Genomic DNA, 14,027 nt, shown 5'->3' on the forward strand with positions numbered 1-14,027 from the left:
GTCCAGCACGCCAAGTCGGCCCAGTCCAAGGCCCAGTCGGACGTCTCCGACGCGCAGGACGCCCTCGCCGCCGCGAAGAAGATGGCCGCGGACGCCCGCTCGATGCGTGACGAGGCGGCGCGGGAGGCGAAGTCGAAGATCGACGAGGCTTCCGATGCCGGGATCCAGAACCGGTCGTGGTGGGAAGAGGTCGGCGACTGGTTCACCGACAACTGGGACACCATCGTCGCGGTCTGCAAGGTCGTCGTGGCGGTCGTCGGTATCGTCGCGATGATCATCGGCGGTCCGATCCTGGGCGCGATCGTGCTGATCGCCGCCGCGGTCGTGCTCGCCGACACGCTCTACAAATACTCCAAAGGCCAGGCGTCTCTATGGGACGTAGGGTTCGCGGCACTGGACTGCATACCCGGCATGAAAGGCCTGACCACCCTCGGCGGCCTCGCCAAGGGCATGAAGGGTCTGGGCGCGATGGGGCTCAAGGGCGCGGCCCTGAGCCTGCGAGGTCTGGGCAAGAGCGCCACGGGCATGATCGCGGACGGGGCCAAGGGCGCCTACAACCGTGTCAAGAACGTCGTCCGGTCCACGGGCAGCGACCCCGTCGACATGGCCACCGGCGCCATGTATCTGCCCCAGCTCGATGTGGAACTCCCCGGGAACCTCCCCCTGTCCTTCACCCGCCGCACGGCCTCCGATTACCGCTGTGGCTGGTGGTTCGGGCCTACCTGGGCCTCGACGATCGACCAGCGGCTGGAGGTTGACGAAGATCGCCTCGTCTTCGTCACCGAGGACGGTCTGCTCCTCTCCTATCCACTCCCGTCCGACCAGCAGACGCCGGTACTGCCCGACGCCGGACCACACTGGCCACTGGCCTGCCTGCAAGACGGTGGCTTTCGGATCGATGACCCGATCACCGGCCGGACACGTCACTTCAGCCGCCCCACCACGGACGGCATCGCCCTCCTCGCCGGTATCACCGACCGCAATCAGCACGCGATCACTTTCGAATACGACGAGCTGGGTGCCCCGGTCTCCATTCGCCACTCCGGCGGCTACCACCTCAAACTCACCACCGACGAAGGCCGCGTCACCGCCCTCTACCTCGCCGACGCAGTTGCGGACGGTCCCGACGTCGTCCTCAAGCGCTATGGCTACACCGACGGCAACCTCACAGAGACCGTCAACTCCTCCGGGCAGCCTTTGCGGTTCACCTACGACGAGCGACTGCGCGTCACGTCCTGGACGGATACGAACGACCGCAGCTACACCTATCGTTACGACAGCCGCGACCGGTGCGTCGCCGAGGGCGGCGAGGCGGGCCACATCACCGTCGTCCTCGACTACGACGGCACCGACCCCGCCTGGCCGGACTGCCGCATCACCACGCTCACCAGTGTCGAAGGCGCCACGACCACATTCGTCGTCAACGACAACAGCCAGGTCGTCGCCGAGATCGACCCGCTGGGGGGCGCGGTACGGACGACCTTCGACGACGATCATCACGTGGTGTCCCGGACAGATCAGCTCGGTCACACCACGGCACTCATCCGCGATGAGCTCGGCCGGCCCACCGAAGTGACCCGGCCGGACGGAGCGGCCTTCCGCTTCGAGTACGGCGTCCACGGGCAGCTCACGGTCATCGGCCGACCCGACGGCCTCGGCTGGCGCCGCAGCCACGACGAACGCGGCAACTGTACGGACATGACGGATCCGGCCGGCGCGACCACGCGATTCACCTACGACGAGGCGGGACGCGTCACGAGGGTCGTCGATGCCCTGGGCAATGCCAGGGCCGTGCGGTGTGACGCGGCCGGTCTCCCCGTTGCCATGACCGACCCCCTCGGGAACACCACCACATGGGTACGCGACGCTTTCGGCAGGATCACCGAGTATGTCGATCCGCTGGGCGGGATCACTCGCCTTACCTGGACCGTCGAGGGCCTCCTGACCAGCAGGACGACCTCCGACGGCGCCGTCGAAAGGTGGTTGTACGACGGCGAGGGCAACTGCGTCAGTCACACCACTCCTGCCGGTGCGACAACGCGGTTCGAGTACACCCACTTCGACCTTCCCTCGGCGCGTACCGGCCCCGATGGAGTGCGCTACGAGTTCATTCACGATCACAACCTGCGTCTCGCCGAGGTCGTCAATCCTCAAGGGCTCACCTGGACCTATGAGCACGACGCGGCCGGGCGCCTCCTCGCTGAGACCGACTTCGACGGTCGCACGCTCCGGTACGCGTATGACGGCGCCGGACGCCTCACCTCACGCACCGACGTGCTCGGTCATACCGTCCACTACACGTATGACGTCATCGGCGACCTCGTCGCGAAGACCAGCGATGAACACATCACGCGGTTCACCTACGACCGGAACCGGCAGTTGGTGACAGCGACGGGCCCCGACGCAGAGCTCACCCTGCTCCGTGACTCCAGCGGACGCGTCACGTGTGAGACGGTGAACGGCAAACGCCTCACGTATGCATACGACCAGCTAGGACGGGTCACCCAGCGCATGACGCCGTCCGGGGCCTCCAGCCGCTGGACTTACGACGAGACGGGAAACCGCTCAGAGCTCCAGGCGTCGGGCCGCGTGCTGCGTTTTCGGCATGACTGGTCGGGCCTGGAAACCAGCCGGTGCATCGGCGAACGGTCAGTTCTCTCGCAGGTGTACGACGGCCTCGGTCGGCTCACCGCACAGGAGCTGTCCCACGACGACGGCAAACCGATCGCCCGCGCCTATGCATACGCCGAGGACGGCAACCTCGTCGGTATCGAGGACTCCCATTCCGGAAGCCGCCGGTTCGAGTTGGACGCGGCGCATCGCGTCACGGCGGTCCGTGCCTCGGACTGGTCCGAACGCTACGCCTACGACGAGGCGGGCAACCTGACGTCCGCGTCCTGGCCCACCGGGCATCCCGGCGGGCCGGCAACCGGTCCACGTGCATACACCGGAACCAAGGTCACCCGCGCCGGTGACACTCGATACGAGTACGACGCCTTGGGACGAGTCGTCATGCGGCAGAAGAAGCATCTGTCCCGCAAGCCGGAGTCCTGGCGGTACACCTGGGACGCGGAGAACCGGCTCACGTCCGTCAGGACACCGGACGGGACCTGCTGGCGCTACCTCTACGATCCGCTCGGACGACGCATCGCCAAGCGGCGCTTGTCCGCCGACGGCCAAGCTGTGGTGGAGCAGACCGAGTTCACCTGGGACGGCGTCATCCTGCGCGAACAGACCACGACAGGACCGTCCCTCCCACACCCGGTTTGCACGACATGGGACCACGACGGTCTCCATCCCGTCGCACAGACAGAGCGCCTGGTCCTGGCCGACGCATCCCAGGAGGAAATCGACAGCCGGTTCTTCTCCATCGTCACGGACCTCGTCGGCACGCCTACAGAGCTGGTCGACGAGGCCGGAAACGTCGCCTGGCACACACGTGCAACGCTCTGGGGTGTCACAGCGTGGAACTCCGATGCCACCGCTTACACGCCGCTGCGCTTTCCCGGTCAGTACTTCGACCCCGAGACCGGCCTGCACTACAACTACTTCCGTCACTACGATCCCGAAACGGCTCGATATCTCACCCCTGACCCTCTCGGGCTCGCTCCAGCACCCAACCCAGTCACTTATGTGCCCAACCCCCACACCGGGGTCGACCTCCTCGGACTGAGCCCCTACTACAGCGAGATCGCCCCCAATGGTCAACGCGGTCCCGCCTACGCTGTAGTGACACCTCAAACGCTTGACGATGCTGCGAACAATCTCATCGGCAGCCCGCCGGGACGCGGCGCCCGATACGCTCCCCCAGGTTTCCTGGGTGGCCCGGCCGGTCACTCTCGGGGGCATTTGATCGGCCAGCAATTCGGGGGCGACGGGCGAGACATGAGAAATATCGTCACGCAAGGATCCGCCCAGAACAACGGACCCATTTCAACAGCCGAAGACATCATCGCAGAGCATGTGAGATCGTCGAGAAATACCGTGACCATGAGCGTCACCCCTGAGTATGCCAACGGGGGGAACGTCCCCAGCCACGTCCTCATCGAAGCTGTCGACGACTTCGGATGGTCATTCAGCAGGAGGCTTCCCAACCTATGAGAGAGGAACATCGATGACGGTGGAGAATACCTTGAGGGATTTGCGTCGCCTGGCCACGGTGTGCCCCCCGCCACCCCACCCCGCCTGCCCGGAGAGCGGGGAATCGACGCAGTCCACCCAGGTTGTTCCGCCCGGCCATCGCGAGTTGATGCGCACGTACGGCGTTGGCTGTTTCGATGAGTTCCTGTGGCTCTTCGCGGACGGCGCACCGAACAGCAACCTCGACATCACCGAAAGCACTCGCCGACTGCGATCCATTTTCCGCGACAGGGCGCTGCCCCGGCTGAGTCAAGTTTTCGATGAGTTTCACTGCACTCCAGATCAGCTCGTCCAATGGGGGGTGACCGACAATGCCGACATGCTGGCCTGGATCGCCACGGGAGACCCCGAGAACTGGCCCACGGTGATCATCCAGGCCGGTCAGCTCGGCGCGGTCGTCTCACCGGCGAGTTCGACCGCCACGGTGCTCCACCTGCTCACCGGTGCACTGCGCGTCCCGTTCTTTCCCGGTGACTTCCCGACCGGACAGCCCGAGTTCTCGGCCGATCCGTACGCATAAGGCCGGCCCGACCCCGTCGGCCACCCGGGCGGGTGGGCACCGGCACCGCACCCTCGGTGTGGCCGCCTCGGTCAAGCCGCTCCCATCCCCCGGCCATCGACCCGTCAGCGATCAGTAAGCCCCACGCCTCCTTCAGCAATGCGGAGGTCAGAATCCCGAAACCCGTCTTGTTGTCACGTACCCAACAAGCGATCGTCGTCGCGGGTCGCCGCCCCAGCCGGGAAACGCACCGGCGGTTCCCCCACCCGCAGGCCTCTGCCCACCACTGCCAGGAGGCTGTACCTTGCGCACGACACCGCACAACACCACCTCCACCCGCCGCAGATGGCGCCGCACCCTCTCCGCCGTCACCGCCACCGCCGCACTCCTCCTCACCGGCCTCGCCACCGCCGCCCACGCCCAGGCCGCCACGGACACGAGCACCTCCAAGGTCACCTGGACCCGTTCCTGCGCCCTGCCCCGCCACCAGGGCGAGATGGCCTGCAACGCCCTGCGCGTCACGGGGGGCGTCACCGCCTTCCAGAAGCAGCACGGCACCTCGACGAGAACCGCCGAAGCCACCTCCCCCTCCGGCTACGGCCCCACCGACCTCCGCAGCGCCTACGGCCTGACCTCCGCCGCCGCGAACAACGGCTCCGGCCGGACCATCGCCATCGTCGACGCCTACGACGACCCGAAGGCCGAGTCCGACCTCGCGGCCTACCGCTCGCACTACGGCCTGCCCGCCTGCACCACGGCGAACGGCTGCTTCAAGAAGGTGAGCCAGACCGGTTCCACCACGGCCCTCCCCACCGCCGACAGCGGCTGGGCCGGCGAGATCTCCCTCGACCTCGACATGGCGAGCGCCGTCTGCCCGAACTGCCACATCACCCTCGTCGAGGCGAAGTCGGCGTCCATGGCCAACCTCGGCACCGCCGTCAACGAGGCCGTCGCCCTGGGCGCCACGTACGTCTCCAACAGCTACGGCGGCGGCGAGTCCTCCTCCGACGCCTCGTACGACTCCGCCTACTTCAACCACCCGGGCGTCGCCATCACCGTCAGCGCGGGCGACGCCGGCTACGGCGCCGAGTACCCGGCGGCGTCGAAGTACGTGACGGCCGTCGGCGGCACCAGCCTCACCACCTCCTCCGCCACCCGCGGCTGGACCGAGAGCGTCTGGCGGACCAGCAGCACCGAGGGCACCGGCTCCGGTTGCTCCGCCTACGACACCAAGCCCGCCTGGCAGACCGACACCGGCTGCACCCGGCGCATGATCGCCGACGTCTCGGCCGTCGCCGACCCGGCGACCGGCGTCTCCGTCTACGACACCTACGGCGCCGACGGCTTGGGCTGGGTCACCTACGGCGGCACCAGCGCCTCCGCCCCGATCATCGCGGGCGTCTACGCCCTCGCCGGCACCCCGCCCACCGGCTCCTACCCGGCCGAGTTCCCCTACGCGAACACCTCCGCCCTGAACGACGTGACCAGCGGCAGCAACGGCAGCTGCACCACCAGCTACTTCTGCACCGCCCGGACGGGCTACGACGGTCCGACCGGTCTGGGCACCCCGGAGGGACTCGGCGCCTTCACCGGCTGACGCCTCCCAGCCGGTGACAGACCGTCACCGAGGAACGCCACCCAGGGCCGTGGGAGCCCGGGGTCGGCCGACGGCGAAGGGGCCGCGGCAATCCAGCCGCGGCCCCTTCGCCTTGCCGGGTAGCCTTCATCCCGGGAACACCGGCGCGACCACTCACCCGATCAGCCGTCAGAAACAGCCCGCAAAGGTGAGAAAGGCCGCAAGAGGGCACAACGACGGAACCGCACACCAGGTTCCGCTCAGGCCTCATTGCCCGGCGTGACCTGCCGTGATACACAGAGTGACCATACGATCCTTCGCACACCACCCGTCACCTCCCCTAGGGGCGGGAGCGGAAGGGTGGCAAGGTATTCGTACGAAACCTGCCAATCAATGACGCCAAGTCGACATCCGACAGCATCATTGTCGGCGACAATGAGGCCTGACCTCTGCACGACCGCAGAGGGTGCGGAACTACCCAACAGGGGCGGTGACTTACATGCTCTTTGCGGCCGACAAGGGAGACATCAACACCATCATCGGCGGGATCGCTCCGGACTGGGGCCCCTTCGGCAGCCTGGGCAACGAGGCGAAGGTGATGATCGAGGTCGTGATGGCGGTGGCCATCCTGCTCTGCCTCGGCATCGCCATCTGGGGCGCCGCCAAGCAGCGCATCGGAGCGACCGCCCTGCGGGACACCTTCAGCGCGGAGCAGGGCAAGGGCCTCATCATCGCGGGTCTGACGGGAGTCTTCATCATCGGCTCACTCGGCACGCTGTTCACCATCGTGTACGGCATGGCCGTGTAGCCCGGGCACCGACCGCCCGGCCGGGCACGCCCGGCTCCCTCTCCATCCCACCCGCCCGTCGTGCCCACCGGCTGAGGTTGCGTTTCCCTGATGTCGAGTCACCACACCGCGCCCGCGCGGGAACCAGCACGGCTACCGTCGTACGAGGAGTATGAGAAGTACGACCGGTACGAAGTGTTTCCGCACGACGTCGAAGGGGCGTACGCGGCATGAGTCTCGGTGACGACCACGAGTCCTCCGGCGGTTACGGCGGCACGGGCCAGACCCGCACCCGCCTGCCCGACTCCGGCGACGCCTTCGGCGACCCCCGCCGCCGCTCCTCCTCCCGGAGCCTGGTCACGGTGGTCGGCGTGGTGGTCCTCCTGATCGCAGCGATCGCCTTCGCGAACCGCGGGGACGGCGACACGTCCTCGTCGACGGACAGCTCCTCGGGCAAGCCGGGGACGTCGGCGACGGCGCCCTCGGGAAAGCAACCGGTGAAGTCCAAAACCGGCGACATCGCCACGGGCTACGCCCACACCGAGCAGGGTGCCCAGTCCGCGGCCACCAACTACGGCATCGCCCTCGGGTCGGCCGACATGTACAACCTCGACAAGCGGCACGCCATCGTCAACACCGTGTACGCACCCGACGTCGCCGCCGCCCAACTGCCGGAGTTCGACCAGGTGTACTCCCGGGAGAGCTTCCTCGAGAAGATCGGTCTGACCAAGGACGGAGCCGCACCGAGCGGCCAGACCTTCGTCTCGCGCGTCGTTCCGGTCGGCACCAAGGTCACCTCCTACAACAACAGCACCGCCTCGGTCGCACTCTGGTACACCTCCCTCTTCGGCCTGTCGGGGGAGGGCTCCAAGAACCCCGTGACCGAGAGTTGGTACACCACGACGTACCAGCTGAAGTGGGTCGACGGTGACTGGAAGGTCACCGGCTTCACCCAGAAGGACGGCCCGGTCCCGGTCGGGCGCGACCAAAGAGCCTCCACCGCAGAGGACATGAGCAAGGCTGTCGAGGAGTACGGAGGGTTCACCTATGCCCGTTAGGCATCACGTACTCAAGCTCGGCGCCGCGGTCGCAGCCGTGCAGACAGCCACGGTCCTGCTGGCCACCCGCGCCTTCGCCGCCCCCCCCCCCTCCCCGTCCCCCAGCAACAACGCCTGTGACCTGCTCAGGGGCGAGGCCAGAGACATCTGCGAAGGCGACACCGGAAGCGGCAGCGGCAGCGGGACCTCCCGGCTCGACCCCACCTCCACCCTCGACCCCCTCTCCTCCCTCGCCAAGGGCTGCGCCGACGCCGCCTCATGGACCGTCGACAAGCTCAGCGAGGCCGTGAAGGAGACCGCCAACGTCGACTTCACCAACCCCAAGTTCCTCCAGCAGTACGCCGTCGTCTTCGCCGCGTCGACGATCCTCACGCTCCTGCTGTGGCTCCTGGCCGTCGCCAAGCGAGCCGTCCGCGGCGTCCCCCTGACCACCGCCCTCTCCGAAGCCATCGGCTTCCTGTGGCTCACGGTGCTGGCCTCCGCCTTCACCCCCCTGATCCTCTACACCGTCGTATCGGCCACCGACGGCATCACCGAAGTCCTCGCGAAAGCCACCGGCGACCAGACCGACGCGTTCTTCGGCACGTTCTCCGAGGCCCTCAAGAAGGGCGAGGACATCGGCGGCGGCCCGATCATGCTGATCGTCGTCTCCCTGGTCAGCATCCTCGCCGCCGGCGTCCTCTGGCTGGAGCTCGTCATCCGGGCCGCCCTGCTCTACGTCGGCGCCCTCCTCGGCACCGTCGTCTACGCCGGCCTCGTCGACAAGAACCTGTGGGGACACGTCCGCCGCTGGGCCGGCATCATGATCGCGGTCATCCTCATCAAGCCGGTCATCGTCATCGTCCTCGGCCTCGCCGGCGCACTCTCCGCCGACGACGGCCCGAACGCCTTCTCCGCCGTCGTCTCCGGCCTCGCCATCATCCTGCTCGCCATCTTCGCCAGCGCGATGATCTACCGCTTCGTGCCCGGCTTCGGCGACGAGATCGCCGGCTCCCGCAACAACCGCCTCATGCAGGGCGCCGAGAGCAAGGCCGCCGCGGTCATCAGTTCCCCGGCCACCCTCGTCGCGCAGGGCATCAAGACCCACAGCTCCCGCGCCGACCACAACGGCGGAGGCAGCCAGTCCTCCGCACCCCGCCCCAGCAACCCCGCCTCCGGCGGAGTCGCCGCGCACAGTGCGCGCACCTCGAACGGCGGCGGCGGATCTGTCCCCTCCGCCGCACCCGCCCCCCGTTCGAGCAGCCCCGTCAACACTCCGCACGCCAGCAACACCCGCAACAGCAGTACCAACCGCACGGGAGGTGAAGGGCGTTGACGACCGAGTCCCACGTGTCCCATCCGGTCACGCCCCGCCGGACATACCTGATCGGCCGCGCCCGGCCGAACGCGATCATCGGCCGCAACCGCGAGACCGGCGAGATCGCCCTGATCGTCGTGGGCGCGTTCCTCGGCATGATGTGCGGGCTCCTCGTCCCGGTGCTGTCCCTGCGCATCGTGCTGCTCGCCGGGTTCCCGATGCTGGCGCTGGCCGCGGTGTACGTGCCCTACAAGCACCGCACCTTCTACAAGTGGTTCGAGATCAACCGCAGCTACAAGCGGACTCTCAAACAAGGCACCACCTACCGTTCCACCGCGATCGAGGCCGGCACCCGGCTGGACGGCAAGGAGATCGAGGTCGGCCCGCCCCCGGGCATCGGCCGCATCACCTGGCTGGCCGCCCCCTTCGGCCCCGACGAGATCGCCGTGCTCCTGCACGCCGACCGCAAGACCGTCACCGCCGCCATCGAGATCGAGGGCCCCGGCGTCGGCCTGCGCGACAGCGAGGACCAGGAAGCCCTCGTCGACCGCTTCGGCACGCTGCTCAAGCACGTGGCCAACGGCGACGGCTTCGTCACCCGCCTGCAGATGCTGGCCCGCACCCTCCCGGCCGACCCGGACGCCCACGCCAAGGACGTCGCCGTCCGCGGCGACGGCAAGGCCCTGCCGTGGCTCCAGGAGTCCTACGACCAACTCCAGTCGATGGTGTCCACCAGCAGCGAGCAGCACCGCGCCTACCTCGTCGCCTGCATGCACTACACGCGCGACCTCGCCGCCGAGGCCAACGCCATGGCCCGGGCCGCCCGCGCCCACGGCGGCAAGGTCGACCGGGACGCCGGCCTCGCCGTCGTCATGGCCCGCGAGCTCACCGACATCTGCTCGCGCCTCCAGGAGGCCGACATCCGCGTCCGGCAGCCGCTCGGTCAGGGACGGCTGGCCTCGCTGATCCACTCCATGTACGACCCGGACCACCCCATCGACCACATCCAGGCGATGACCAAGCGCAACGCCTGGCCGGCCGAACTGGACGCCATGGAGCCCACCTACCTCCAGGCCAAAACCCGCGAGTCCTCCACCCGCGCTCCCTGGTGCCACGCCACGGCCTGGGTGAAGGAGTGGCCGATGACCCCCGTCGGCGTCAACTTCCTCGCCCCGCTCCTCGTCCACACCCCGGACGTGATCCGCACGGTCGCCGTCACCATGGACCTCGAACCCACCGAGGTCGCCATCGAGCGCATGCTGACGGAGAAGACCAACGACGAGGCCGAGGCCTCCCGCGCCGCCAAGATGAACCGCACGGTCGACCCGCGCGACATCGCCGCCCACTCCCGGCTCGACCAGCGCGGCGAGGACCTCGCCAGCGGCGCGGCCGGCGTCAACCTCGTCGGCTACATCACCGTCTCCTCCCGCAACCCCGACGCACTCGCCCGCGACAAGCGCACGATAAGAGCCTCCGCGGGCAAGTCGTACCTCAAGCTGGAATGGTGCGACCGCGAGCACCACCGCGCCTTCGTGAACACCCTTCCCTTCGCCACCGGCATTCGGAGGTAGGACCTGATGCGGGACCCGCTGTCCGTCCTCACCGACGCCTTCACCTCCTTCCTCTTCGGGAAGGTCGAGACGACCAGGCTCCCGGTGCGCACGTCCACGGGCCAGGCCCAGGCGGTCTACCTCCCGACCGCCGCCCCCGGTCTCGGCGACTCCGGCGTCATCATCGGCCGCGAGGTGTACTCCGGAAAGGGCTACATCTACGACCCCTTCCAGCTCTACGGCCAGCAGCTCCCCGCCCCCCACTGGCTGGTCCTCGGCGAGTCCGGCAACGGCAAGTCGGCGCTGGAGAAGACGTACGTGCTGCGCCAGCTCCGCTTCCGCGACCGCCAGGTCGTCGTCCTGGACGCCCAGGGCGAGGACGGCGTCGGCGAGTGGAACCTCATCGCGCAGGAGCTGGGCATAACTCCCATCCGCCTGGACCCGATGGCGGCCCTGGACATGGGGATCCGCCTCAACCCGCTCGACCCCGCGATCACCACCACGGGCCAGCTGGCCCTGCTCCGGACGATCATCGAGGTCGCCATGGGCCACGGCCTGGACGAACGCTCCGGCTTCGCCCTCAAGGTCGCCCACGCCTACGTCAACGAGACCGTCGTCGACCGCCAGCCGGTCCTCACCGACATCGTCGAGCAGCTGCGCCACCCCAAGCCCGAGTCGGCCGAGGCGATGAACGTCGCCATAGACGACGTCCGGGCCTGGGGCCTCGACGTCGCCCTGGTCCTGGACCGCCTGGTCGACGGTGACCTGCGCGGCATGTTCGACGGTCCGACGACGGTCGGCATCGACCTCGACGCCCCGCTCATCGTCTTCGACCTGTCCCACATCGACCGCAACTCCATCGCCATGCCCATCCTCATGGCGATCGTCGGCGTGTGGCTGGAGCACACCTGGATCCGCCCCGACCGGAAGAAGCGCATCTTCCTCGTCGAGGAGGCCTGGCACATCATCAACAGCCCCTTCGTGGCCCAGCTCTTCCAGCGCCTGCTGAAGTTCGGCCGACGCCTGGGCCTGTCGTTCGTGGCGGTGGTCCACCACCTGTCCGACGTCGTCGACGGGGCAGCCGCCAAGGAAGCGGCGGCGATCCTCAAGATGGCCTCGACGAGGACGATCTACGCCCAGAAAGCCGACGAGGCGAGGGCGACGGGCCGCGTCCTGGGCCTGCCCCGCTGGGCGGTGGAGATCATCCCGACCCTCACCCCCGGCATCGCCGTCTGGGACGTCAACGGCAACGTCCAGGTCGTCAAACACCTCGTCACGGAGACCGAACGCAGCCTGGTCTTCACCGACCGCGCGATGACCCAGTCCTCCGCCGAACTCGCGGACGACGCCCTGCACGCCGCCGAACTGGAGGCGGAGGAACGGGCCGCGGCCTTCGTGGAGCACCACCTGGGCGACTCCGAATCGACGGTGGCGTAGGCGTAAGGGGAGAGAACGCGTGAGACCGGACGACCGCCACACCCAGCGGGACGGCCAGGGGGGCATCCCCGACGGCCTGCTGATCGGCATACTCGCGTTCCTCCTCGGCATGACCGTGCTGGCGTGGACGGCCACGGGGCTGGCCGCCCTGTTCGCCCACGGCTCCTGGCCGTCCGGCGTCACCTTCGCCCGCACACCCCTGGCGATGCGCGGCCTCATCGCCCAGCCCCACGACATCCCCGGCGCCTGGCCCGACACACCCCCCGGCGAACTCTCCGGCTACGGCCTGTTCTGGGGCGTGTTCATCGGCCAGCTGATGATCCTGGTCGTCCTGACGGTGTTCGTGATGGGCACGCTGGCCCGGTGGCGGGCGGTCCGCGCGAGGCGCCGGCTGGAGAGGGCGACGGCTGAGGAGCGGGCAGGGTTCGCGTACGAGACCGGCGCCGCGACACCGCGCGAGGCCCCGGCGTCGCCGCAGCACAGGACAACGGACCCGGGGCGGCACGACGCATCGCCATCGACCCAGCACGGGTCAGTCGGCCCGGGACAGCACGACGCATCGCCATCGGCCCGGCACGGGGCCCCCGCGGTGGCACCTCACGACGCACCCGCGTCGGCACAGCACGACGTGCCCACCCCACGCCGCCCCGCCCCCGAGCCCCCCCCCCCCGTGGACCCGACGCCCCCCCCCGCCCCCACCCCGGCTGCCGCGCCCGCGACCCCGGCTGTCCTGTTCGGCCGGGAACGGGTGGGCGGGTGGGAGAAAATCCTCGTAGCCCCCAGGGAAACCCGCCAGAGCACCGCCACCCAAGCCGTACGCGACGCCGAGGGCCCCGCCCTCGTCGTCACCTCGAACCCCACCCTCTGGCAGGAAACCAAGGACGCCAGAGCCAAACTGGGCCCCACTCACCTCTACGACCCCACCCACCTCTGCGACACCCCGTCCCGCCTCCACTGGTCCCCCACAGCCGGCTGCGAGGACAAGGCGACGGCGACCGCGAGAGCCACCGCCCTCCTCGCCCCCGTCCGCCCCACCGCCAAACTCGACCAGGCCCTCAACGACACAGCCGAGATACTCCTGCGGAGCTACCTGCACGCCGCAGCGATCGACGGCCGCACCATCCGCCACGTCCACCGCTGGTCCCAGGGCACCCAGATCCAGGACGCCGTACGCATCCTGCGCACCAACCCCAAGTCCGCCCCCGGCTCCGCGGGCGAACTCGAAGGCGCCCTCACGGCCCACCCCGAACGCCGCGACATGGCCCAGCAGCTGACCACCCGCGCCCTGGCCGCCCTCTCCACGGTCAATATCCGCGAGGCCTGCACTCCCAACCGAACTGATGCCCTCGCCTTGGATTCCTTCGTCCACGAAGCGGGCACGCTTTATGTGGTGGGGGAATCCATCGAGGACCCCAGGACGAACCCGGGCGCGATGCCCCTCCTGACGGCCCTCGTCTCCAGCGTGGTCGAGCGCGGCCGGCACATGGCCGAACGGTCATCGGCCGGTCGCCTCGACCCACCAATGACGCTCGTCCTGGACGACGTCGCGGCCGTGGCCCCGCTTCCCCACCTTCCGGAGCTGCTGGCCACCGGAGCGGACCGGGGCATGCCGACCCTGGCCCTGCTCCGGTCCCGCGAACAGGGCCGCGCCCGCTGGCCGCACGACGAACTGCCCGTCTAGGC

At 68.8% G+C, this 14,027-nt stretch carries 9 protein-coding genes; all 9 read left to right on the plus strand.

The features are described 5' to 3' along the window. Nucleotides 1-81 precede the first annotated feature (81 nt). The 9 genes from A4E84_RS18815 (at nucleotide 82) to A4E84_RS18855 (ending at nucleotide 14,025) form a co-directional block, all read left to right on the plus strand. Complete coding sequence (locus tag A4E84_RS18815) at nucleotides 82-4,101, plus strand: DUF6531 domain-containing protein (protein ID WP_237304954.1); 4,020 nt, start codon at nucleotides 82-84, stop codon at nucleotides 4,099-4,101. A gap of 13 nt (nucleotides 4,102-4,114) precedes the next feature. Then, complete coding sequence (locus A4E84_RS18820; protein ID WP_062927707.1) at nucleotides 4,115-4,660, plus strand: hypothetical protein; 546 nt, start codon at nucleotides 4,115-4,117, stop codon at nucleotides 4,658-4,660. Nucleotides 4,661-4,943: 283 nt separating this feature from the next. Beyond that, nucleotides 4,944-6,236 (plus strand): S53 family peptidase, encoded by a 1,293-nt coding sequence (locus A4E84_RS18825; protein ID WP_062927708.1) that lies wholly within the window; start codon nucleotides 4,944-4,946, stop codon nucleotides 6,234-6,236. Between the two features lie 478 nt (nucleotides 6,237-6,714). Further along, nucleotides 6,715-7,023, plus strand: coding sequence for a hypothetical protein (locus A4E84_RS18830; protein WP_003991275.1), 309 nt, complete (start codon nucleotides 6,715-6,717; stop codon nucleotides 7,021-7,023). A 209-nt stretch (nucleotides 7,024-7,232) separates the two neighbouring features. After that, a complete protein-coding gene (locus A4E84_RS18835) occupies nucleotides 7,233-8,060 on the plus strand; it encodes a DUF8175 domain-containg protein (RefSeq protein WP_062927709.1) in 828 nt (275 codons plus the stop codon). Beyond that, a complete protein-coding gene (locus A4E84_RS18840) occupies nucleotides 8,050-9,375 on the plus strand; it encodes a hypothetical protein (protein ID WP_062927710.1) in 1,326 nt (441 codons plus the stop codon). The genes A4E84_RS18835 and A4E84_RS18840 overlap by 11 nt, the downstream gene beginning before the upstream one ends. Continuing rightward, the gene (locus A4E84_RS18845; protein WP_062927711.1) at nucleotides 9,372-10,928 is read left to right on the plus strand and encodes an SCO6880 family protein; all 1,557 of its coding nucleotides are present in this window, start codon (nucleotides 9,372-9,374) and stop codon (nucleotides 10,926-10,928) included. The genes A4E84_RS18840 and A4E84_RS18845 overlap by 4 nt, the downstream gene beginning before the upstream one ends. 6 nt (nucleotides 10,929-10,934) lie before the next feature. Then, the gene (locus A4E84_RS18850; RefSeq protein WP_062927712.1) at nucleotides 10,935-12,344 is read left to right on the plus strand and encodes an ATP-binding protein; all 1,410 of its coding nucleotides are present in this window, start codon (nucleotides 10,935-10,937) and stop codon (nucleotides 12,342-12,344) included. Nucleotides 12,345-12,363: 19 nt separating this feature from the next. Continuing rightward, nucleotides 12,364-14,025, plus strand: a complete 1,662-nt coding sequence (locus tag A4E84_RS18855) for a type IV secretory system conjugative DNA transfer family protein (RefSeq protein WP_062927713.1) — start codon at nucleotides 12,364-12,366, stop codon at nucleotides 14,023-14,025. Nucleotides 14,026-14,027: the final 2 nt, after the last annotated feature.

Origin of the sequence: Streptomyces qaidamensis (assembly GCF_001611795.1) — a bacterium.
Classification (GTDB): Bacteria; Actinomycetota; Actinomycetes; order Streptomycetales; family Streptomycetaceae; genus Streptomyces; species Streptomyces qaidamensis.